This is a genomic window from Cohnella cellulosilytica, from assembly GCF_042431195.1.
Taxonomy (GTDB): Bacteria; Bacillota; Bacilli; order Paenibacillales; family Paenibacillaceae; genus Cohnella; species Cohnella cellulosilytica.
In genome coordinates this window covers 60882-84636 of the sequence record NZ_JBHMDN010000025.1, presented here as the reverse complement: position 1 = coordinate 84636, position 23755 = coordinate 60882, and the positions used below count along the sequence as shown (strand labels likewise).

At 57.0% G+C, this 23755-nt stretch carries 17 protein-coding genes; 8 read left to right on the top strand and 9 right to left on the bottom strand.

Annotation, left to right across the window (positions count from 1 at the left end):
- Nucleotides 1-8: 8 nt before the first annotated feature.
- Genes ACFFT4_RS18960 through ACFFT4_RS18950 form a run of 3 tightly spaced genes read right to left on the bottom strand, consistent with a single transcriptional unit; the run spans nucleotide 9 to nucleotide 3177 of the window.
- Complete coding sequence (locus ACFFT4_RS18960) at nucleotides 9-1385, bottom strand: ABC transporter substrate-binding protein (protein WP_378050333.1); 1377 nt, start codon at nucleotides 1383-1385, stop codon at nucleotides 9-11.
- Nucleotides 1386-1426: 41 nt separating this feature from the next.
- The gene (locus ACFFT4_RS18955) at nucleotides 1427-2269 is read right to left on the bottom strand and encodes a carbohydrate ABC transporter permease (RefSeq protein ID WP_378050331.1); all 843 of its coding nucleotides are present in this window, start codon (nucleotides 2267-2269) and stop codon (nucleotides 1427-1429) included.
- Nucleotides 2270-2295: 26 nt separating this feature from the next.
- Nucleotides 2296-3177: a carbohydrate ABC transporter permease gene (locus tag ACFFT4_RS18950; RefSeq protein WP_378050329.1), complete on the bottom strand. Its 882-nt coding sequence runs from the start codon at nucleotides 3175-3177 to the stop codon at nucleotides 2296-2298.
- Between the two features lie 203 nt (nucleotides 3178-3380).
- Here ACFFT4_RS18950 and ACFFT4_RS18945 point away from each other — a divergent pair, with 203 nt between their 5' ends.
- From ACFFT4_RS18945 to ACFFT4_RS18920, 6 genes are all read left to right on the top strand, one after another.
- Nucleotides 3381-3986: a GbsR/MarR family transcriptional regulator gene (locus ACFFT4_RS18945; RefSeq protein WP_378050326.1), complete on the top strand. Its 606-nt coding sequence runs from the start codon at nucleotides 3381-3383 to the stop codon at nucleotides 3984-3986.
- A gap of 124 nt (nucleotides 3987-4110) precedes the next feature.
- A complete protein-coding gene (locus ACFFT4_RS18940) occupies nucleotides 4111-5892 on the top strand; it encodes a cache domain-containing sensor histidine kinase (protein WP_378050324.1) in 1782 nt (593 codons plus the stop codon).
- Nucleotides 5893-5897: 5 nt separating this feature from the next.
- On the top strand, nucleotides 5898-6965 hold the full coding sequence (locus ACFFT4_RS18935; RefSeq protein WP_378050322.1) for a response regulator transcription factor: 1068 nt from the start codon (nucleotides 5898-5900) through the stop codon (nucleotides 6963-6965).
- A gap of 81 nt (nucleotides 6966-7046) precedes the next feature.
- Nucleotides 7047-8357: an ABC transporter substrate-binding protein gene (locus ACFFT4_RS18930; protein ID WP_378050320.1), complete on the top strand. Its 1311-nt coding sequence runs from the start codon at nucleotides 7047-7049 to the stop codon at nucleotides 8355-8357.
- A gap of 94 nt (nucleotides 8358-8451) precedes the next feature.
- Entirely contained in the window at nucleotides 8452-9336 is an 885-nt protein-coding gene (locus ACFFT4_RS18925; protein WP_378050318.1) for a carbohydrate ABC transporter permease, read from the top strand.
- Nucleotides 9333-10160, top strand: a complete 828-nt coding sequence (locus ACFFT4_RS18920) for a carbohydrate ABC transporter permease (RefSeq protein ID WP_378050315.1) — start codon at nucleotides 9333-9335, stop codon at nucleotides 10158-10160. Before ACFFT4_RS18925 ends, ACFFT4_RS18920 begins: the two co-directional genes overlap by 4 nt.
- Nucleotides 10161-10489: 329 nt before the next feature.
- On the opposite strand, the gene ACFFT4_RS18915 is transcribed toward ACFFT4_RS18920, so the two are convergent.
- The 4 genes from ACFFT4_RS18915 to ACFFT4_RS18900 all read right to left on the bottom strand — a co-directional run bounded on the left by ACFFT4_RS18915 (nucleotide 10490) and on the right by ACFFT4_RS18900 (nucleotide 18523).
- Nucleotides 10490-11356: an ABC transporter ATP-binding protein gene (locus ACFFT4_RS18915; protein WP_378050313.1), complete on the bottom strand. Its 867-nt coding sequence runs from the start codon at nucleotides 11354-11356 to the stop codon at nucleotides 10490-10492.
- Nucleotides 11316-13748 (bottom strand): hypothetical protein, encoded by a 2433-nt coding sequence (locus ACFFT4_RS18910; protein WP_378050311.1) that lies wholly within the window; start codon nucleotides 13746-13748, stop codon nucleotides 11316-11318. Before ACFFT4_RS18910 ends, ACFFT4_RS18915 begins: the two co-directional genes overlap by 41 nt.
- 48 nt (nucleotides 13749-13796) lie before the next feature.
- A complete protein-coding gene (locus tag ACFFT4_RS18905) occupies nucleotides 13797-15041 on the bottom strand; it encodes a hypothetical protein (protein ID WP_378050309.1) in 1245 nt (414 codons plus the stop codon).
- Between the two features lie 977 nt (nucleotides 15042-16018).
- Nucleotides 16019-18523 (bottom strand): family 78 glycoside hydrolase catalytic domain, encoded by a 2505-nt coding sequence (locus ACFFT4_RS18900; RefSeq protein WP_378050307.1) that lies wholly within the window; start codon nucleotides 18521-18523, stop codon nucleotides 16019-16021.
- A gap of 116 nt (nucleotides 18524-18639) precedes the next feature.
- Here ACFFT4_RS18900 and ACFFT4_RS18895 point away from each other — a divergent pair, with 116 nt between their 5' ends.
- A complete protein-coding gene (locus ACFFT4_RS18895; RefSeq protein ID WP_378050305.1) occupies nucleotides 18640-19542 on the top strand; it encodes a helix-turn-helix domain-containing protein in 903 nt (300 codons plus the stop codon).
- Nucleotides 19543-19660: 118 nt separating this feature from the next.
- On the opposite strand, the gene ACFFT4_RS18890 is transcribed toward ACFFT4_RS18895, so the two are convergent.
- Nucleotides 19661-22141: a glycoside hydrolase family 38 N-terminal domain-containing protein gene (locus ACFFT4_RS18890; protein ID WP_378050303.1), complete on the bottom strand. Its 2481-nt coding sequence runs from the start codon at nucleotides 22139-22141 to the stop codon at nucleotides 19661-19663.
- A gap of 140 nt (nucleotides 22142-22281) precedes the next feature.
- Between ACFFT4_RS18890 and ACFFT4_RS18885 the strand changes: the two genes are divergently transcribed.
- Complete coding sequence (locus ACFFT4_RS18885; RefSeq protein ID WP_378050301.1) at nucleotides 22282-23229, top strand: AraC family transcriptional regulator; 948 nt, start codon at nucleotides 22282-22284, stop codon at nucleotides 23227-23229.
- Here ACFFT4_RS18885 and ACFFT4_RS18880 read toward each other — a convergent pair.
- Entirely contained in the window at nucleotides 23226-23753 is a 528-nt protein-coding gene (locus ACFFT4_RS18880) for a DOMON domain-containing protein (RefSeq protein ID WP_378050299.1), read from the bottom strand. The two genes, ACFFT4_RS18885 and ACFFT4_RS18880, sit on opposite strands and share 4 nt — an antisense overlap.
- Between the last annotated feature and the right edge of the window lie 2 nt (nucleotides 23754-23755).

The following is a 23755-nucleotide window of genomic DNA, read 5'->3' as shown; positions in this document are numbered from 1 at the left end:
CCGCCCTCCTATTTCAGCTTGTCGAGCTCGCGCTGCGCCGTCGCCTGCGCTTCCTTCAGCGCCTCGGCCGCCGGCATGTCGCTGATCTGCACCTTGTCCGCGGCAATCTTGAGCGCGTCGTTGATTTTGCCGCCGGTCGGGTCCTGGAACGGCTCCGAGGCGTGCGCCGCCTGCTTGAGCGGAACCGTACTTTGCGGATTGGCGGCGCTGTACTCGACGAAGGCCGGATCGTCGAGCGCAGACTGGCGAACCGCGATATAACCGGTGTTCATCGACCAGAAAGCGGTATTCTCCGGGCTCATGAAGAAGCTGAACCATTTGAAGGCGGCCTGCTGCTGCTCGGGGCTCGCTTTCGCCGGAATGCCGGCCTGGATCGCACTGGCGACCGGCTTGCCCGGGCCTGCGCCTTCCCAGCCGGGCTGTTCCATCGCGGCCAGCTTCGCGAAGTCGAGATCGCCTTGGTCGCCGCTCGATCCGGTGTAGCCGGCAGCGTTGCCCTTCATGACATCGTCGATCGTCTTGTACCAATACTCCCAGCCTTGACCGCCGGAGTGGATGCGCATAATTTGATCCTCGTGAATCCATTTGCGGAACTGCTCCCACGTGTCGATCCATTCCGCCGAATCGATCGTCACCGTCTTGCCGTCCGCGCTCAGAATGCTGCCGCCTCTGCTCAGCGTGGCGTCGATCATATTGTCGGCGCCCCACATCGGCTCCCAGCCGTAGAACGTCGTTTTGCCGCCGGATTTGACGGTCATCTTGGCCGCGGCTTCGCCGAGCGCTTCCCAGGTGGTCAGATCCTCGGCTTGGATGCCGCTTTTCTCCAGCGCTTCCTTGCTGTAATACATCACCTGCGTCGTTCCGTACATCGGCAGGAAATACTGCTTGCCGTCCACCTTCCCCTGCTCGAGGAAGGTCGGAATGACGTCGGCCGCGTTAAAATCCGGATCTCCCGCGATCAGATCGTCGATCGGGGCGTAATAGCCTTTGCGCGCCCAGTCCACATTCGACGACAGCACCGCCGCGGGCACGTCGCCGGACGCGATGGCCGCCTGCAGCTTCTTGCCGGTCTCCGAGTAATCCGCCTGAACGACCGGCTTGACGATCACTTCTTGCTGCGAAGCGTTGAACTTGTCGATCAGCGTTTGCATATTCTCGCCGAGCTTGCCGCCCAGGCCGTACCAGAACTCGATCGTCACGGGCGCCTGCGGCGTCGGCGTTTCCGACGGCGAGACGACCGGAGACGCGCCCGCCGGGGACGCTTGCCCTTCCGAACCTCCCGCAGCCCCCTCGTTCCCTCCGCTTCCTCCGTTGGAGCCGCAAGCCGACATCAGCAGCAGCGAGCCCAGCAGCAATCCGGCAAATCCTGTTTTCCCATTCCACATGTGTGTTCCCTCCGATTTTTTGTATAGATGATCGATGACTCCTACCCCTTGCTTGCGCCCGCGGCCAGATCGACGCTCCGCATGATCGTTCGTTGTCCGACCAGGAAAAGCGCCAGCAGCGGGGCGATCGTGAACGCGCTGGCGGCCATGATGAGCGGCCATTTCAGCCCGTAAGCACCCCCTTCCACGAAAAAGCTCCTCAGTCCGGCCGACACGAGCTGCAGATCCGGATCTTTGGTGATCAGCATCGGCCAGAAATAGTTGTTGTACTGCTCAATAAAAGCGATGAGCGCCAGCACGGCGAAGGAGGAGCGCGTCAGCGGCGCGATAATCGTCCACAAAATCCGCAAATGCGAAGCCCCGTCGACCTTGCCGGCCTCCACCAGCTCGTGGGAAACCTGCAGGAACGCTTGCCGGATCAGAAAAATCGAGAATACGCTCACGCTGTTCGACAGAATCAGGCCCGCGTATGTGTTCAGCAAATGCAGCTTGCCGAGAAGGACGTAGCCGGGCAAATAGACGGCCGTGGCCGGCACCATATAGCCGACGAGCACCAGCGCCGTGAAAAAACCTTTGAGCCGAAACCTCATATGGGTCAGGGCGTAAGCCATCATGCCGGAATTGAGGATTTGCAGCACGACGATCGTTCCGGCCACGAATACGCTGTTGAACATGTACCGCGCGAACGGCGCGGCCTGCCAGGCCTCGGCAAAATTGCCCCACAACGCCTCCTGCGGCCACAGCGTCGGCGGAAACCGCCAGATTTCGTCGTTTGTCTTCAGCGCGCTCGTCGCCATCCAATAGAACGGGAACGCCATCGCGATCGCGGCCGCCGCGAGCAGCAAATTGCGCAGGACCGCGGCAAGCCGGTTGGCGGCTCGCATAAAGCTTCTCTCCTTTCGAGGCGGAATCAGGAATAATGAACGGTCCGGCGTCCGACGACAAACGAGATGAGGGACAGCAGAACGCAGCCGACGATAAGCGCGATCGCCACCGACGAAGCTTCCCCGATCCGGAAAGCGTCGAAGGCCGATTGATAGTACAAATACAGCAGCGTTCGCGTCGATCCGGCGGGCCCTCCCTGCGTCAGCACGTTGATCTGGTCGTAGGCCTGCATCGCCTGAATGAACTGGACGATGACGAGGAAGAACGTCGTCGGCGAGATCAGCGGGAGCGTCACGCTGACGAGCTTCCTCCAGCCGCCGGCACCGTCAAGCTCGGCCGCCTCCAAGAGATCCGACGGAATATTGCGAAGGGCGACGAGATAGAAAATCATGCACCAGCCAGCCGCCTTCCAGACCGTGACGATCAGAACGCCAACGAGCGCCCATTGCGGATCCTGCAGCCAGCGGATTCCGTCCAGTCCGATTCCTCTCAGAACGCTGTTGGCGAGGCCGACCTCCGGCTCGTAGATCCAGGACCAGACGATCGATACGGCGACGGTGGGCGTCACCCACGGCGAGAACATCAGCAGCCGGTAGAAGGCACCCGCTCTCATCCGGCCGTTGAACAGCAGGGCGAGCGACAGCCCGATGACGATGACGGGAACGACGCTGCCGAGGCAGAACAGCGCCGTTACGCGCAGAGCCTGATAGAAAGCCGGATCGACGAACAGATTGCGGTAGTTGTCCAAGCCGACGAACAGCTTGTCCGGACTCATGAAGTCCCACTCCGTAAAGCTCAAATACACGACGTAACCGAGCGGAACGAACCAGAACAGCGTGAGCGGGACCATCGCGGGAAGCGTGAACAGCAGCGCCTTGAGCTCGTCTCCGAGGCGAAAACGTCTCATTTTTTCCTCCTTTTCTACCGTTCAATAACGATTGAATATTTGGTATAATCGGGTTGTAAAACAAATATTTCTTCGTATGTTCAATAATTATTGTACGTTCATTCGGAGAGAAAAGGGTTATTTCCGCGTGAAGCGAAAATAAAGTTTATGTAAAATCTACAGCCGTCCGGAAAATGGGCGAAAACGACGAAGGGAGCTGCGGCATGAAGAAGGCCACCTCGGGGAAAATGAAGGAACCGACGACGACGCGCGAGGAAGTCCGGTTGAAGGTAATCGACGCCATTGCGCAGACGATGGACTTATACGGAGTGAATTATTCGTTCGGGCAGCTGTACGGCATTATGTTTTTCGAGGATCGTCCGATGACGCTCGAGGAAATGCGCACCCGCATGAACATGAGCAAAAGCAATATGAGCTACGCGGTTCGTTCGCTAATCGAATCGAAAATGGTGACGAAGCTGAGCGAGAAGGACGAACGGAAGGATCTGTACGCCGCCGAAACGGACTTCTTCAAAGCGTTCCAGGCGTTCTTCGCCGCGAAGCTGCAGCGGGAGATCGACGTCATGCGCCAGGCGATCGACGAGTCGCTTCCCGAGCTGACGGAGAGCATTCTGGCGCGGGATACGCCGGAGGAGGAACGAAACCTGGGCCTGGACGACCTGCACAAGCTGAAGCATGCCGCCGGTTACTACGAATGGCTGCAGCTCTTCGTCGACGACATTCGCGACGGCCTCTTCTTCTCGGAATCGCGCGACCCGGCGGCGAAGCCGGCCTCGCGGACGGCCGGCTCCCCTCCCGATCCGGTTTAAAATCGTCCACTCCGGCGGTTTAACATTCTCCAATCCTTAATTCGTTTCTGCGCATTATAATGAAAGCGCAACCAAATTCCGGGGCCGGAAGCGGCCCCCCAGCAACGGAAGGAAAGATTCTCTTATGTCTTTGTCGGCGCTGCGCAAGCTGCTGCTGCCGTTCCGCAGAAATATCCGGAACCGGCTGATTCTCATCATGGTGCTGCTGCCGGTCGTGCCGATCGCCATCGTCACCGCCATCGCCGTCGAGAACAACCGCTCGAGCATGGAAGCGGAAATCGTCGAGACGAACCTCACCAACATGAAGTGGACGGCCGACAATCTGGACGAACGCTTCGCGCAGCTTAACAACTTGATCTATTCGATCCAAATCTATCCCGAGCTGTCCGACTACATGATGAACGGCACGGACGACCTCTCCCGCCGCTTCGCCGCGCAGCGAAGCGTCATGAACATGCTGACCTCGGTATCGTATTCCTCCAACCGGCATCTGCGGGGCGTGCAGCTCTATTTAAAAGAAGCCGGACGCTGGTTCATCGTCGATTCGATGCGCAACGACATCGAAACCGTGCACCTCCCGCCCGAGCCGTTCAAGGAACTGTTCGACAACGGCAAGGATTACGTCGTCCGCTCCTCCTCCAATCCGGAACGCTTCCAGCTCGTTCGCAGCATCAATCGTTTCGAAAACCGGGAAAAGCTGGGCGGGATCGCCATCGACGTCGGCTGGAGCGTCTTCCATCAGAGTCTGGAGCTGCTGGCGTCGAACGACGACGAACGAGTGATGATTTTGAACGCGGACGGCAGCGTCCTGTATCGCCCGAGCGGAAGCCGCCAGGCCGACGCGGAGCTCTCCGCCGAGACGGTGTCCGCCGTCCGCGCCTATGCCGAGGACGGCCACGGCTTCCTCCGGACCGACGAAGGCTATATTTTCTACGGCGCGATCGAGACCGCCGGTCTGGTCGCGGTTAAAACCGTGCCGGAGACGGTCATTACCCGCAGCGCCAACCGAACGATGCGGACCGGCCTCGTCGTCGGACTGGTGTCCGCCGTCGTCTCGGCGATCGCCGCCAGCCTGCTGGCCTGGCGCATGGCCGATCCGATCGTCGTGCTCGCCAAAAAAATGAGCAGAGTCGGGCTCATGAAGGAGACGGACCGGCCGCCCCCGAATCGGATCGACGAAATCGGACTGCTGGAAACCCGCCTGTACAGCATGTCCGTCCGCATCCGCGAGCATATCAAAACCGAATACGGCCTGAAGCTGGAAATGAAAACGGCGGAGCTTAAAGCGCTGCAGGCGCAAATTCATCCGCATTTTCTGCAAAATACGCTGCAGTTGATCGGGAACATGCTGTTTACGAAAACACCCGAGGAATGCTACGGCGTCATCAAGTCGCTCAGCGAAATGTTCCGCTACGTCATTCGCGAGCCGAACGAGCTGGTGACGGTCGACCAGGAGCTCGGCCATCTGGCGCATTACCTGCGCATTCAGGAAATGCGCTTCGCCGGACGGCTGAGCTGCCGCCTGGAGACGGAATCGCCCGAAGCGCTGATCGGACGGCTCCCCAAGCTGACGCTTCAGCCTCTCGCGGAAAACGCCTTCGTCCACGGCTTCGAGGCCAAGCCCGGACCGTGGCTGCTGCATGTGTCGCTCCGGGCGGAGAACGGCCGCATGGCGATCGCAATTCGCGACAGCGGCGCGGGTATGCCGGAGGAGAAGCTGAAGGAGACGCGCCGCCGTCTGGAAGCCGCGCTGGCCGGGCAGCCGCCGGGCGACCGCATCGGCTTGACGAACGTCGCTTCGCGGATTCACAAACATTTCGGCGCCGAAGGCGAATTGTTGATCGATTCCGAACGCAACAAGGGCACGGTCGTCATTTTGCGGCTGCCGCTGCCGGAGAAAGGATGAGACTCATGTACAAAGTCATTGTCGTTGACGACGAACCGTCGACGCGGGAAATTATCAAGCGCTTCGGCGCCTGGGAGAGGCTCGGCATGGCCGTCGTCGGCGAGGCGGAGGACGGCGCGGAGGCGCTCCGGCTGATTGAGCGGTCGGCGCCCCAGCTGCTCATTACGGATATGCGCATGCCCGGGGTGGACGGCGTCATGCTGATGACCGCCGTCAAGGAGCGGCATCCGGACATGCGGATGATCGTGATCAGCGGCTACGACGAATTCGGCTATGCCCGGCAGGCGCTCAAGCACGGGGCGCTCGACTATATATTGAAGCCCGTCGACGCCGCCGAGCTGAACGCCGCCCTGGAGAAGTGCCGGACGCAGCTCGCGGAAGCGGCCGGCGAGCCGTTGGTCATCGACCTGGAATCGGCGCTGCCGGCGAAGACGCACAAGGAGCTGATCGCGGCCGCCTTCCGCGATATGAGTCCCGAGCGGCTGGACGCTCAGCTCGACCGGCTCGGAGCCGAGCTGGCCGACAAGCGGCCTTCCAGGCAGGAGCTGCGGCGGCTGGCCGGGGAGCTGCTGATGCTGCTCAAGGAGCTGATGGAGGAAAATTCGCTGGAAATCGGCGAGCTGCGGCAGATCGCCGTTCCGGAAACGCTGGCGACCGGAGAGCAACTCGCTTCCTTCCTGCGGGGCCGGTTCGCCGTAGCGCTCGACAGTCTCGTGCGGCAGCGGAAATTCAAAACGAAGCTGAACCTGGACGAAGTGCGCCGCCATATCGACAACCGCTTTCAGGAACCGATCTCGCTGGAGGAGCTGGCCAAGCGCTTCTTCGTCAGCAAGGAATATTTGAGCAAGGCGTTCCGGCTGGAATACGGACGCAATCTGACCGATTATTTGCTCCATCTGCGCATGGAGAAGGTGCGGGAGCTGCTCGCGGACGAGCGGCTGCCGATCAGGACAGCGGCCGAAATGGCCGGCTACGAGGATCTCTCCTACTTTTACCGGGTGTTCAAGCGGCATTTCGGCGCTTCGCCGGGGGAGCTGCGCGACGGTTTAAAATCTTCCAATCGAAACGGCTAACGGCGTCCAATTTCTTGCCTCTCCTGCCGGGCTACAATGTAAGCGGAAACACAAAACGAAGCTACGGGAGGTCGCAAGACGATGAAAACAAGCTGGAAAACAATGCTGGCCGGAGCGCTGGCCGCGATGCTGCTGACGGGCTGCGGCTCGAACGCCGCGAAATCGGGCGGCGCTGCGGGCAGCGCTTCGAGCGGGGCCGCCGGCAGCGAGACGGGCGCCGCCAAAGCGGTCACGCTGAAGATGTTTGTCGCCATACCGCGATTCAAGCAGCAGTTCGATCAATACGTCGAGCAGTTCAAAGCGAAAATGAAAGCGGAAAAAAACATCGACCTGACGGTGCAGATGGAAATGCCGACGGCCGATACGGCTCCGCAAATTTTGAAAACGCGACTGGCGTCCAACGACGCGCCGGACATCTTCTCGCTGCATGCGATCAACGAAATTCCGTCGTTCTACAAAGCCGGCTATTTGGCCGATCTGTCCGGCCAGCCGTTCACGGACAAGCTGCTCGACAGCGTCAAGTCGTCCGTCTCCATCGACGGCAAAATCGTCGCCGTTCCGCTGGAAAAGCTGTCATGGGGCTACCTGTACAACAAAGCCATCTTTGCCGAGCACGGCCTGACCCCGCCCGCCACGCTGTCGGAGATGAAGACGCTGACCGAGACGCTGCAGGCCAAGGGCGTGACGCCGTTCCTGCTGTCGTACAGCGAATCGTGGATTCCGCAGCTTGTGCTGCCGCTGGCGGCCGGCGCCCTGATCAACACCGAAAATCCGGACTTCATCGACCGGATGAACCGGGACGAAGGCTCCTTCCAGGAGTTGAAGGCGATGTTCGACATCTTCGATCTGATCAACGCCAACGGCACGGACAGGGCGCTTGAGGTCGGAGGCGACGACGGCGCGGCCGCGTTCGCCCAAGGCAAAGCGGCCATGTGGCTGCAAGGGCCGTGGTACGCCGATACGATTCTGAAGTCCGATCCCGACTTCAACTTCGGCGTGGCGGCGCTGCCGGTCAACGATAACCCGGACGCCACCATGATCAATCTGAGCACCTCCACCTCTCTGGCCGTATCGCCGGACAGCAAAAACAAGGAGATCGCCATCGAGTTTATCAACTACGTGCTGGACGACAACGATTCCAATGCGTTCTACGAATCGCTCAAGTTCAATCCGTTGGCCACGGTGCACACCTTCGACAGCTTCTCGTGGGTGAACGACGCGACCGAATACGTCAAGCAGGGCAAATCGTATCAGGACCCGGTCATTCCGCAAGCCGTCAAGGACGAGGTCGGCAAAGGGCTGCAATCGTATTACGCCGGCCAGATGACGCAGGACGATGTGCTGAACGCGCTGGATCGCGCGTGGAAAAATTACAATAAAGTGAATCAATAGCCGGACCGGCCGGGACGGGCAAGGCCGCGATACCGCCTCCGTCCCGGCTTGGCTTGGCCGCCGCTGCGAAAGCCGGCGAAAGGAGTGGAACACCGTGTCGATCAAAACCAACAAGAGCGTATGGCGGCTGCTGGCGTTCGTCGCCCCCGCTTTTGCGCTGTATGCGATTTTCCTGCTGATTCCGACGATCGGCGGCATGTACTACAGCTTCACCGACTGGAACGGCTTGAAGCGGACCTATGGCTTTATCGGCTTCGCCAACTTCGTCGATGCGCTGACGGACGACCCGGACTTCGTCCGTTCGCTGGGGTTCACGATGAAGTACGTGCTGTATATGGTCGTGCTCCAGAACGTTATCGCCCTGCTGCTGGCGGCATTCATCGAGACGCGCCGCAAGAGCAAGGCGTTTTTTCGGACGCTGTTCTTCATGCCGAACATGATCAGCACGATTATCAGCGCGTTCATCTGGACGTTCGTGTTCACGCAGGTGCTGCCGCAGCTGGCCGAACGCACGATGCTGACGTTTCTCGACCAGTCCTGGATCGGCGACCCGCGCGTCTCGTTCTACTCGATTCTGATCGTCTCCCTCTGGAACGGGGTCGGCTATATGATGATCATCTACTTGGCGGCGCTGCAGGGCGTGCCGAAATCGCTGCAGGAGGCGGCGACGATCGACGGGGCGGGCCCGTTCCAGACATTCGTCCGCGTGACGCTGCCGATGATCGCCCATGCGCTGACGATCTGCTTTTTCCTCACGCTCAACGGCGCGTTCAAAGTGTTCGAGGCCGTATACGGCCTGACCGGCGGCGGGCCGGGACGGAGCACTCAGGTCATTACGATGAACATCTACGAAGAGGCGTTTTCCAACAACTTTCTGTACGGGTACGCGAGCGCCAAGTCGATCATTTTGTTCGTGATCGTGCTGATCTTCACGTTCCTGCAAATCCGTGTCATGAAAAAAAGAGAGGTGGAAGCATGACGCCCAGACGCACCGCATCGGCCGCCATCGTCGTCTTCCTGACGCTGGGAGCCGCCGTTGCCTGCTTCCCCATCTACATGGCCGTCGTCAATTCCTTCAAAACGCAGGGCGAAATGTTCGAATCGTTCGTCGCTCTGCCCAGCAAGCTGCACTTCGAAAATTACGCTCAAGCGTTCGAGCAGGTCAACCTGCTGCGAAGCACGATGAACTCCGTTCTCCTGTCGCTGCTCGGCATCGGCGGCATTCTGCTGTGCTCCTCCCTGGCGGGCTACAAGCTGTCGCGGACGAGGAGCAGGCTGAGCGGCTTTATTTTTTTCCTGTTTATCTCTTCGATGCTCGTGCCCTTCCATTCGATCATGATTCCGCTCACCCGGATGGCCAAGGCGCTGCAGGCGCAAGGCAGCCTGTTCGGGCTGTCGCTCATCTACGTCGGACTGGGCGTCAATATGGCCATTTTCCTGTACCACGGCTTCGTCAAGTCGATTCCGCGCGAGCTCGAGGAGTCGGCGCATATGGACGGCTGCGGCGAGCTGCAAACCTTTTTCCGCATCATATTCCCGCTGCTGATGCCGATTACGGTGACGATCGCGATTCTCGACTTTCTGTGGATCTGGAACGACTTTCTCCTGCCGCTGCTGATGCTGACGGACATGAACCGATACACGCTTATTCTGTCCACCAATACGCTGTTCGGAGAGTACAACAAGGAATGGTCGCTCATTCTGGCCGCGCTGGTGCTGACGGCGCTTCCGGTACTGATCATCTTCGCCTTTTTCCAGCGGTTCATTATGGCCGGCATCGCCGAAGGAGCCGTCAAAGGCTGACGAAAGGAGCCGAGCGTCAAGATCATCGAAGAACTCCGGTTGACAAACCCCGCGCGAGCCACTATAGTCGAGGCGTAAATTCTCATGATGAGGAGGCTTGCTTGTGCTCGGCGGCGGGGACCATCGTTTGTTCTGGGAAAACTACCTTCATCTCCATCCGCAGCGTCCGGCTACATTACGTTCAGCCTCTTTAGCCGCTGCTCTACGACAAGCTGCCGGCCAGCTTCTTTCTCTTCCTCTGCCAGGGAAAGGCCGGCATAATGTTTATCATTGCCGCTTACGCGACGGCGGTTTGCGACACCCATTTTTATAAATCGACCTAAATCGATTCACTCAAAGTAATACAAATAAACATCCTCCAAATTGGGCCTTACCGTTTCCGCTTGCCAACCCACCGGAGGCCGATCGCTTACAATTCTGACGGTCAACTCGGAAGTTCCCCCTGCAATATTGCTCACTTTATACTCTCTCTGCAAGACCGCCAAATTTTCCGCGGCGGTACGCACTTCAAAAACCTTGTCTTGCATCTCCTCCAGCGCCTGAGCCGGCTTTCCTTGGAGAACGAGCTTGCCCCGCTTCAGCAGCACAACCTCTTTAGCTACATATTCAATATCCGTGACCACATGAGTAGCCAATAAGACGATCTTGTTTTGAGCGATTTCGGAGATGAAATTTCGGATTCGAATCCGCTCTTTCGGATCCAACCCCGCCGTCGGTTCGTCGAGAATCAGAATGTCGGGATCATTTAGTAAAGCCTGGGCAATCAGAATGCGCTGCTTCATGCCCCCGGAATAGGAACCCAGCTTCTTATTTCGGCTATCTGTTAAGTTCACAACCTCCAGTAGTTGTTCGATCTCCTGTTTCGCCTTCTGCTTGGACATTCCTTTCAAAGCGGCGATATACCATAAAAACCGATGTCCAGTGAAGTCATCGTAAAGCCCCTGGTGCTGTGGCATAAATCCAAGTCTGGAACGGTAGTCTTTGCCCATCTTAAGCACTCGAATTCCATTGAATAAAATCTCTCCGGAATCCGGCTTCAGGTTGTCCACGATAATGTTCATCAGCGTTGACTTACCGGCCCCATTGGGTCCAAGCAGTCCGTAAATCCCCGGTGTCAGCTCTGCAGTAAATCGATCCAGCGCAATCGTTTTACCCTTATTGTAACTTTTGCGAATGGCGTTTAAAGAAAGACGCATTCATCCTCACCTTCCTGCGATCCGGATTAGTGTATTTCAGCCACGCCAAGATGCAAGCGAAAGCGGACACTCCCATCAGCAATCCTGTGTAGACTCCCAACGCTAGAAAAGAATCCAACTCCGTAAAAACGCCGAAAAGTACAAAGAATCCGCTAAACGTATAGCGATGAATCTCCTCCAAACCTGCCAATTGAATAACAAAAGGAATGACGAATGCGATGGATGCCACAAGAAGAGCAGTGGCTCTCTTTCGCACCAGAATGGACAGGTACAAGGTACAGGCACAGACAAGCATGGCCCCTGAAATCTGGAGTCCAAAGACTCCACAGGCAAACTCCAAGACGGATAGCGAGTCTTTCAAGTGACCGAATAAAGTCATGCTTTGGATCGGCGCCCCCCAATCTATAGCAGGGTAACTTCTTAGCGTATTGAAAACGGCTGGCATGTAAAGAACGATCAAGAAGAACATGGCGACAATTACCGCTATGACGTGTTTTACGAGAAACAATGGAAGACGGCCTTTCCGGGTGCCCCTTATAATCGTTACCATACCATTTTGGTAATCCATGGGGAACATCACACTTAACGAAGCTACCAGCAAGATGGTGTAAATCAATCCATTGATGAGGTCCCGATAGGCATTCCCAAACAAATAATTCGTCGTCAGCTCATTGAGAAAGCTTCCATTAATGTCTCTGGTTTCTTTCAGCTCTACCAAATGCTGATATTGACTGTACACTCGACTGAATGCTCTCTCTTTTAAAGAGAAGAGATCCAACTCCCCCTTCTTCTCCATATATTCAGCCGGGGAAAGCCCTCCCTCCCCATACTGCTTCATGATCCGTTCATATTGCAGCGGCAAATCGTCAAAGAGCCGCTGCTCCTCCAGAATATAGCTGATTTTCCTTTGATTCAGACTCCCTTCGAGCATGTCCATATAGCGGTTATAAATCCCATCCTCTTCATTAAAGGTAAGATCCTTCTTGTTCAGGTCCTGGTAACCAATTAATAGCGCCAAAGCAAGGATAATATACATCTTGCCGGTGAATAACTGCTTGTACCATTCATGGCGTAATAAGCTGACTGAAGAAGGCGGTTTTCGCAGCTTGAGGAGCTGTCGAGCCATCCAACCGATCAGCCGGGAGGTAGTGGCAATAGGGGATTTGAGCATATAAAACGTGATGCAGACAACAGTCAATAATAGAATCAGAACTAAGGCGCTTATTGCCATAATTCTTGGATACCAAACCGGATATCCTCCTATATTGAGATTCTTATAGACGGCAAGCAATCCATAAGCGTCATAAAAGGAAAAGACATTGATATACTTAAGCAATTGAAGCGACGACAGTGGATGAATGTAACGAAAGCTCAAATATTGCCAGGCAAAAAAGCTCAATAACCCTCCATAAACCAAGGCAACATTTGAAAATACTTGAAATAAAACGGAGATAGCCAGCGCCACCAGGATATTAGCTACAATCTTGCAGATGAAGAACATGACCAAATATTGTCCAACCGTCAACGGCAAATTGCAAAAACGAAAGGCTTCCATTGACTGCACATACCGGGACAGATCACCGAGACCGTACAGGTATTGTGCTAGAAGCAATACAATCCCGTAAAAGAAGACGGTTAGGATAACCGACATGGAAATCAAAGCGACCAGTTTTGCCGATACCAAAGGGAATCTTCCCTTGGCCGTCGATCGTATAAGACGTACGATCCCGGAATCCTTTTCATACTGAAATAAATAGATACATAATAAGAAAAGCAACAATACCATGAACCCATCCATAATCGAAAAAGTCGTGGCAGATACGATCCCCCACTCAGGTCCTGGTTGCAAGGGCAAATCTTGCATGGAAACGAAGTCTTTTGGTGTTTTTACGATATTTCGGTAGGAGAAGGAATGGGCATCCTGAAAGATGGAAACGCCGAGCATCTCGTCGGATCGCTTCTGAATCCCTTGTAAGTAATCCTTGTAGCCCCGTATCGCTTCGTATTGGTTCAATAATAGCTCCGAAATATAGGTATCCTGCGACAATTTGTCCAGCATTTTATTATATCCGCTGTTCGCGAAGGCTTCCATGATGGTTGGCGACTGTTGCTTTATTCGTCTTATTTCCTCTGACAGAACGGGGTTATCAGGGTTCCCTGCCGCATTGACGATGACTTGATATGCCTTCAGTTGCGTATTCAATCGTCTGATTTTCTCGTACGCTTGGTCCATCGGCAGGTTCGCGTATTCGCTTTCCGCCTGCCGATATGCATCCATACTGCGAATGAGAAATCCGTTATTGTTCATTTGTTCCTTTACATAGAGATAACCGGTCCCTAATAGCAGGATCGGAATCAGGACGATCAGAAGACGTTTTTGAAACCATTTCAAGTATTCGTATCCAATCAGCCTCATACGCTTCCTCACAATGATAGGAAATTACGGAATCGAGGTTTCCAGCAATGGCTTAAAGGTGCCTTTCCCCGAACCGATCTGGTTCTTGTCCAAATATTGCATCGTTATCTTGCCATTATTGAAAATTTGAACAAACATATAGCGGTTATCCCCGATCATGAACGAATGGTCCATAGGGAGATAGGAGAGATCAATACTGCTCACAGGATTATACTTTTCATCATAGACGGTCAGTTCATGTCGGACGTCTTTAACCTTGTCTTTAAATCGTTCATCGAGCAAATACGGAAAAACGGGCCGGGCATAGAAATAGCTGCCGCTTGCATAGTAAAAAGAAAAGAAGGTCCTTTCGATAGGAAGTTCTACGCTATTGTTTCCTTCAAGATCCGAAGAATAAACGGTGGTGTGCTCCTTATCTCTTAACATCCTCCCATTCGCAATGGGGGTTGTGGCAACGTACACTAAGCGGTCCTTGTAAAACCCTTGCATTACGTGTAATTTCCCGTCATCATTCGTGAACATTCTCGTGACGGTGCCGTTCTCCATATCATATCTCATGACTCTGACTGCTTTCCCGACGTTTTCGTAAAAATAGATATTCTTCCCATACGGGGTAATGTCCTGTAACTGACTGCCGGACTCGTTCCCCGTATAAATAGGCTTAGGTTTCTTAGACCCTTTCAGGCTGAAGTGCATCAGCTGTGAGCTTGCTTTCGAATCCAGACTATAGTTCTTCAAGGTATAATATATGCTACCCCGATGAATGGCTATCGATCTCGGCATGGAATCGAATGTCTTCACGACCTTACGGGAAGAACCGTCTTTGGATAATTCGATTAACATGGTCTTCCATCGGTTTTCATTATCTTTCCCCCACACTTCGCCGCTCTCCAAAGTATATAGCTTGCCCTTATAGTATTGGAGAAATTTGGGCCTGCTTGACGGATCATGCTTTACATAGGCATGACAATTTTCAATTATTCCTTGACTAGAAGGCCGCTGGCAGTCGTTCTCCGGCCGATTATCCAGCAGAACCGGCTTCATGTTCTGCTTATCTGCAAAAAAGAGAAAGGAGTCATTTAGAACATAGTACCCCTCTTCAGAGGGAGCAACAATGATACCGTCCCCTTGCATCTGGAACTGATAGGGAAAGTCCGTTGCCGCATCAAATTCGTTTCGATAATCGGCTGCTCCGTCCTTTTGGCAGCTTGACAATAGCAATACAATTGCCAAGCCGAACATTATACCTCGAAAGATTCCTACGTGCATACTCCGCACCTCTGACACGATTTTGTAAGAAAAGCTGCGAACCGAAAGAGGCTGAACAACGCTTCTTCCGGTTCGTTCTCATACTCTATTCATTTATAGGGTCGAAGTTGAGGCATTCCAGGATTGAGTTCCGATAGTGACAGAATGCGTCCCATAGGCCCAACGCGATATAACAGAAACATATTTGGCCGATGTAGATGCAGTTACAGATGTACTACCATTAGCTTGGTAGTTGTTTACTGTATCGGTTTGGTAATTATCATAGTAGTAAGTATATTCAATCCTGGAATACAAACTGGCAAGCGTGCCACTAGTTGTTGTAGCCGATGCACTGTTGCTGCCCATGTAAACACTTCCGCTAACGGAATACCCGCCAAGTGTACCGCTCTGATACGAAGCCGCAGAAGCACTGCTTGAGAAACTTAAAGCGCAAATTAGAGCAGCGGCACCCAGCATGAGCCTTTTTTTAATTTCTTCATAATCACTTCTCCTTTTTTGGATATTATGGAATCCCATTTAGTTATATCATAAATTTTGGTATATGAACACTAATTTTGGACATGAAGTAACCGTAAAACATCGATTCGATTCTATAAAGAGAACTAATCTACTTGAACAAGTACGCTACCCGCGCCGAAGTCGAAAAATAGACTTGTGGTTTACGGTTACGGTGAAGAAACAATGCAGAGTGATTCTATGCGACACTTGTGCTGAGACTGGAGAGATTCAAGCTTAGCGTTGCGAAAGAGAAGATGAAAATCATGGCGTTTGGGAGTTACGCGGAAAAGAGCAAGAAGAATGGGGGAGGAAAGCCGAAGACCTTCGGCTTTCCAGGGTTTACTCACTACTGCTCGAAGAGCGAAAAAGTGAATTCCAGGTGAAACGACAGACGCGCGGATAGAGGTTCAGGCATGCCCTACTTATCGGACAGCCCCTTCGGTATTTGGCAGGCAGGTTAATCTTTCAGCAGCGCATCGTTATCCCCTTCGTTCAGAATCCGTCCTCAACAGTACGTCGTTATCCCCTTCGTTCAGCCCCCGCTTGGCGATCCGTCCGTCTGCAAGCCGCAGAGACAGCCGCGCTTCCATGCCGGCGGGAATCGTCGCTCTCACGCGCACTCCGCCGCCCTCGCGTTCCCAGCGCGCATAGATCGGACCGAGCGGCGTCCAGACCTTCCCTTCGGCGAACGTCAGGCTATCCGGCATATAAGGACGGATAACCGTCCGGGCGAAGCCGGGCGCCTCCGCGCGAATGCCCACGACATATTCCTGCAGCAGCCTCGCCGGGTAACCGTTCCAGGCATGAGAGTGGCTTTCGATGTCCTCCCAGCCCTCCCACATCGTCTTGCTCCCCTGGGCGATCATATGTCCCCAGCCGGGGTACTCCCTGCGGTTCAGCAGCGCGAACGCTTCGGCCTCCCGGCCGTTGTCTAACAGCACGCGCAGCAGCGGAAGCGACAGCACTGTCCGGCATTCCCAGCGCTGCTCCGCCACGGAGGCGATCACCTGCTCCCGGTCCCCCTCCGGCACGAGCCCCGCGGCCAACGCGATCGCCGTCACGCCCTGATGGCAGGCTTCCGATTCCGAGCTGTCGCGGAATCGCTTGCGCTCCCGGTCGTACAGCCGCTCGACGATCCGCTCGCCCAGCCTGTCGGCATAACCGGCGTATGCCTTGCCTTCCTCCCCTCGTCCGATCAGGTCGGCCGCCCGGCTGATCGTCCGCAGCGCAATAACGAGCTTGATCTGCTGCACCGTCAGAAACCGTCCTTGATGCTCGACCGAAGGGTAAGGCCAATCGCTGATATGCCAGCCTTTGTCCAGCGGCACGAGCCCGGCGTCCGCGTCCCGGATGCCGACGAAGTAGTCGGCCATGCGGCGCGCCGTCTCGTAAAATCTCTTCAAGACGCCGACGTCCCCCGACGCCTCGTACGCCTTCCACATCAGCGTCGCGTAATGCAAATCCCACTCCGGAATTTGAATATGGAAATCCGGATTTCCGTAATTGATCGGCGCCACGAACGGGAACGTGCCGTCCTCCAGCTGCGCGTCCGCAAAATCGGTGAGCGTCTTCGCCGCGATATCGACCGCGTCGAAATTATACAGCAGCGCCTCCGCCTGCAAATCCGTATCCGCGATGTACTGCGCCTGCTCCCGATGCGGACAGTCGACGGTCTGGCCAAGCGTATTGTTCTTCTGCGTGCGGATGCAGGCGGCGTATAGTTCGTTCAGATGCCCGTCCGAGCAGGAAAATTCGCCGACCTGTGCCATCCCCGTATACGCCCAGCAAACAATAAGCTCCCCTTCCGCGATCTCGCGCGGATAACCCGTCACTTCCACGTAACGGAACGCCTTGTACGAAAAATCCGGCTGCCACGTCTCCAACGCGTCTCCGCGCATCGTATATTCATCGTAATAGTTGTCCGAGCGCTCGTTCGCCACGTTAGGCTTCACCCGCCCGTTCTCGTCCAGATCCTCCGAATAGCGGAGCCGCACCGTCGCGCCCGAGATTCCCGGCAGCGCCAACCTCGGCCAGCCCGATACGATGGCCCCGGCGTCGAACACCTGCGCGAATTCCGCGCCTCCGCCATGCGGCAGCGGCAGCTTGACGCACGCGATCTCTTCCGCGATCGCGCCCTCGGGAACGCGCTGCGCCTCCATCGGCCAATCCTCGCGTCCGATTCGCGCCGGCTTCGCTCTCGCGGCCGCGCCTTCCTCCCGCCAGGCCGCATAGCGCCATCGCGGGTCCAGCTTGCGCGCGTCGTAGGCTTCAATCGCCGACACTCTGCGATTTTGCTGATAGAGCGTGCCCGGCTCGTGCGGCATGCTTTTCAGCGTGTGCCACGACGAATTCGTCTTCACGATCTCCTCGCTGCCATTCTCGTAAACGAGATGAAGCTGCAGCCGGAAGCCCGGCAAACCGTCGTAATAGTTCTGCCCTCCGCCACCCAAGTAATGGGCGTCCGCCGTTAAGCAATTCGGACCGATTTCCAGTAACTCTGTGACGTCATAGGCCAAATACGCTTTGCGCTTCTCCGGGTTTGTCGGAGCCGGAGACACGTACCCGCCTAGCTTCGCCCCGTTCAAGAACACCTTGGCCGTATTGTGCGCGGAATAAAACAGGAGCGCCCGCTGCAATGGACTGCGCACGCGGAACTCCTTCCGGAAATAGGCGAAATCGTTGACGCGGACGCGCCGCGACCGCCAGATCCAATCCGCCTCCCATGCCGCATCAAGCTCGTTCCACGCTATCTCTTGCGCATTCCCTATCGTCTTATACGTGTTTCCCACCGTTCCATGCGCGTCCCCGTATGTCTCATGCGCTTTCCCCGCCACCTCATGCGCGTTTCCTGACATCTCTTGCGCCATCCCCGCCATCTCATGCTCGTTCCCCGACGTCTTATGCGCGCTTCTGGCCGTCCCATGCGCGTTCCCAGCCGTCTCATGCGCCCTTCGTCGGCCGCTCTTCCCGTCGTGTCCCGTCAATCCAACCGCCTCCCGCCGTCTTTTTTCTCAGCATATCCGCTTTTTTCCGTTGCTTATAGGGGGGTTAATATGTTATCAATAGGGCAATCGCATCTTACTTGCAAGGGAGCGTATGCATGACCACCTCGCCGTACACGCTGGAAGGCAAGCTGTTCTGGACGCCCGATTTCCCGGTCGCCGTCACGAGGGAGCGGGAACGCTTCTCGCTGCCGATTCATCTTCACGATTTCGTGGAAATTCAGTTCGTCGCCGAAGGAAAAGGCTTCCATTATATCGGTACCGAGCGGCTTTACGTGGAAAAAGGAGACTTGTTCATCATTCCGATCGGCACGCGCCACGTCTACCGTCCCGCGTCGGAAGCGCCCAAGGATGAGCTGATCGTGTATAATTGCCTGTTCGATCCGTCCGTGCCGGAGCGGCTCGCGCGCGCGTATCCTTTACCGGCGTCGGCCTTAAAGCTGCTGTCGGGAGACGACCGGCCGTACCGCCGGTTCAAGGATATTTATAATGAAGGGAAAATATGCATGGAGGGGCTTTACCGGGAATATCAATCGCAGCTTCCCGGCTACGAGGCCATTCTCTACGCGCGCCTGACCGAGCTGCTTGTCCGCCTTCACCGTCTGGATTCGGCGGGAGGGGCCGCCGCTCCGGCCAGCTCGCGGCTGGCTCTGGCGCTCGACTATCTCGAACGCAACTGCGAGCGGCCGGTTACGCTGGCGGAGGCCGCGGCCCTGCTCCCGGTAAGCGTCAGCTATATGCAGCGCATGCTGCGACGGGCGACGGGACAATCGTTCACCGAGTATTTGCAGAACCTGCGCATCCGCAAAAGCTGCGAGCTGCTGCGCCGAACGGCCCTGCCTGTCAAAGAGGTGGCCGCGCGGTCGGGCTATCGCGATCTGAAGTTTTTCCACGAGCTGTTCCGCAAGAAAACGGGAAAAACGCCCCGCCAGTACCGGAACGAAGAAGAGAGGGAACGTCACCGGGACGTCCCCTCCCCAAACTCGCCTGCGCACTCCTGACACGCGATGCCGACAATCCCTAAGACTCAGAAATCGAAAGCCGCATCCACGCGTTAATCCCGGCTTCGACGGGACACTGCTTCGCACTGCATCCCGCCCGCCGCCGCAAACGATCGGATTATTCGTTCTCGCACAGCCCGATATCCGAGAGCGCGCCGGACGCCCCGTCCAGCCGCAGCGTCCGGATTTCGAAGCCGTTCAGCCGAACTTCATGGCGGAGGCCAAGCGCCGGAATCGAGACGTGCGTCACCTGCGGGAAGCCCGTTGGCTCGAACAGCCGCACGATAAATCCGTCGCCCCGCTCCTCCTTCTTGAACGCGCTGAGCTGCACCGTTCCTTCCTCCAGCCGGACGAAGGAGCCCGGCTTCTCTCCGTCGCCCGAAGGGAAGAAGGACAGCGCGTAAGGCTTCTCGTTGCGAACGTCGGCCTCGCGGTCGACAACGGCGCGCCGCTCCGCGAGCGGCCCCGCATTCAGCCAGAACGCGTATTGCCGCTCCCCCTGATCGATGCGCGGCGAGAACCGGTCCTGCGGCAGCAGCGGGCGATCGCCGATCGGATGGGCGCAGTAGCCCGGGCTTCTGAGCAGCGACAGGCGAATTTCGCCGTCCCGGCAATCCGAACCGTAAATGCCGTCGTTGATACAAGTCACCGCCAGATCCGCTTGCTCCGATTGCACCGCCACCCATTTCTGCGCAACCGCCTCGTCGCCGTTGCCCGGCAGCTCCTGCGCGCCGAACGCCGTCTGCCCGACGTATGAGCCGTCCCGCAGAACGGTCGGAATCGACAGCTTCAGCATTTTGTCCTTTTCGTTCCAGAACGTCCGCACGCGCACTTCGAGCTCCGTCCCCCGCTTCGGCAGCTTGTACGTCAGAACGATCGCGGACGCTCCGTAAGCGAGCACCGCCTCGACGACCGTGCGGACTTCCCCGTCCTCGACGACCCGCACGGAAGGAAGCAGCCTCTCCTTCACCCCCGAAAAGTCGGTTCCCGCACCCGGCGCCATGAGCGAGAAAGCGCCGATGTCCGGGGAGAACGCGTTCGTATCCATCCGCCAAGGGTCCTCGTTATCCTGCACGACGATCGGGCGGAAGGCCCCCGGCAGCAAGATCGACCTGCCGCCGACGGCATATTCGTCGATCAGCCCGGTCGCCGCGTTGATCGCGACCGACAGCTCGCCGTTCGAGAAGCGATAGACGCCGTCCGACGCTTGAAGCTCCGGCTCCGGCTTGCGCTCCAGCATCTCGATCCGGCAATCGAAGCGGTTCATCGAAGAGGGCGCGAGGTCGGCCTCGAAAACGACCCGTTTGCGCCAGTCGAGCGTCAGGCTGCTGAGCTCCTTCTCCGGCTGGCTCGGGATGCGCTCCCCGTCCCGATACGCGACCGGCATGGAAAACTCGTCCTTCCAATTCTGATCCTCCAGCATAAACTCGCACTCGAAGACGCCCCGAACCGGGAACGGATGCGGATTGTAGACGAGCACCGGATATTCCTTCGGCTCGGCCTTGGGCTGTCCGGCCGCCTGCGCGAAAAACGCCCTCGCCTTCAAGCGAGCCAATATTTCCAGCCCGTGATCCAGCTGACGAAGAGCCGCCTCCTCGGCCGGCTGGATGGACGAGCCCGGCAAAATATCGTGAAACTGGGCCGTCAGCAAATCCTTCGCCGCCTCGCGCAGCTCGTCCGCCGGATAAGCCAGCCCGGTCTGCAGCGCGGCGGCCGACAGCATTTTCTCCGTCATGTACAGCTCGTTCTCCAGCTGCCGGTGCTTCTGCTTGATGCGGATCATCGACGTATAGCAGCCGACGAATCGGGGATTCAGATCCCCTGCGTAAGCCGGAAATTCCTTCTTGCCCCGAACTTCCCGGAAGTACGCTTCGGGTGTGGAATGCACGATCTCGCCCCCCGTATCCGCGGCTTCGTCCATCAGCTTGCGGATTTTCCGCAGATCGACGCGGGAGGGGCCTCCTCCGTGGTTGCCGACGCCCCACAGCACCATCGTCATCGCGCCGTCCGGAATTTCCTCGCGCAGCTTTTCGATCTTGAGATGCGCCTCTCCAAGCTGCGTGTTATAGCCGCCCGAGATGCGGTGCGCGACAATCGCGCTGTCATTGAAGCCCTTCCAGAGGAACTCCTGGGCAGGAGCCTTGTCGAAGCCGTCCGGACGCATGAAAATGTACGAATCGTAGCCCGCCTGCTGCATAATCTGCACCAGTCCCCGCGTATGTCCGAACGAATCGAAGTTGATCGCCGTCGTCGGCTCGACGCCGAACCTGTCGCGGAAATACGTTTTGCCGAGCAGCATCTGGCGCACGAACGATTCTCCCGAGGGCATATTGCAGTCCGGCTGCAGGTACCAGCCGCCCATGATGTGCCATTTTCCTTCGCGGACGAGCCTCTGGATTCTCGCGAACAGCGTCGGCTCGTACTCCTCGACCCATTGATAGAGAATGACCTCGTTATGATTAAACACGTACCCGTCGAATTCCTCGCAGAAATCCGCCGCCGCGCGGAACGTCGATACGGCCGCCGCCGCGCCTTCCTCCCATTCCCACTGCCATACCGGGTCCAAGTGGGCGTTGCTGATCAGATGAAGCTTTTTCAAAAGAATCCCTCCGCATCTCGTCTTCGTTTCCTCCCCATTGTCCCGCGCCGGCCGCCGTCCGGTAAATCGACGATTCGCGCCAATAGTTGTTCTATTATGATAGGATAGTAGAAAAGCCGTTAACGACAGGAGAAGCGATCATGGATATCCAGCGCTGGAAACAGGAGCTTCCTGCGGTTTTCGCCAAGCTGTGCCGGGAAGTCCGGATTAACGATACGGTGGTCGATTGGATCGATATCATTTTCGAACAAATCGGCAATGCCAGCAAATGCCCGCCCCACTCCCACACCTGGTTCGAGTTCAACTACGTGCTGGCCGGACGGATGCAGACGCGCTTCCGCGACCGGCTCGTCACGATCAACGAAGGCGACTTCTTCCTCATTCCGCCGGGACTCGTCCATTCTCATACGTATACGAAGGGCAATCCGCACGAGGGCATCTGCCTGCGCTGGCGGATTCGGCGGACGGACGGCCCCGAGGACGGGGGCGGCGCGGAAGCGTCCTTTTACGACGAGTTGGAGCGGTTAAGCCAATGGAAGCCGGGCGGGTATACGGATCGTTACGGGATCGGGGAGATGCTGCTGCATTTTATCGGGGAAGCGTCGGCCGGCAGGTCGCCGATGTCCCTTCAGCTCGTCCTGCTGAGGCTGCTGGAGACAGTCGCCTCGGTCGCCCGAGCGGAGCGGCACGGACTGGAAGAGCCGGAGGGGCCCAAGGATCAGCTGATCAAAAAAATCGAGGTGTATTTGGAGGATTTTCGGGGCAAACGGTTTAATGTCGCCGAGCTGGCCGCCTCGCTGCATATGAGCTACGGCCATCTGTGCCGGGTGTACAAGCAGCGAACCGGCATCACCCTGATCGAGAGGATGAACCGGCTGCGGCTGGACAAAGCGGCGGCGCTGCTGAGCGAGCCCTCGCCGCCGCTGATCAAGGAGATCGCCGAAATCGCCGGCTTCCCCGACTTGTACTACTTCAGCAAAGCGTTCAAAAAAAGATACGGCGTCGGCCCCGCCGCCTACCGCAAGCGGGAGGAAGGCCGAATTGCGCCGAAGCTCCCGGCCGGGACCGCCGCCGCGGAGGAGAGTTAGCGGGATCGGCTCCGGCGGCTTGGCCGGCCCGCAAAGCAGGATATCCGGCTCAAGCTCCGCCGCGTTCCCCCGGTGCCGCGTCGGCCGTTATTTGGATCGGTTGACGAAAACCAGCCTGCCGAACCGGTCGGAAATAGGATAATTGACCGCCCCCGTAGGCGACCAGGCCTGGAAGTGGCGGGTTCCGTCCGGCTCGTCGTCGATGCGGAAAAAGTTGATTCTCCATTGCGTCCCCGCCTCGGGAGCTTTCGCGAAATTCGCGAAGGCAGCTTAAAGGTATATATGCGCCTATCCCCGTCGGTCTCGATCGCCCGTTCGAAGCCTTGCGCCTCCCATTCCTTGTCGGCCTTAAAGCGAAGCGGGTCGGTCTCGTCGTCATGCTCGATCATCAGATCGCAGAGCACGCCGTTCGGGCTGACGACAAGCTCCATGTATCGCTTGCACGCGCCCTCCTCGTCGATGAACATCTCCACGACATCCTGCTCCCACAGCCCTTGAACCGGAACCGCGACCACCGCCAGCACCG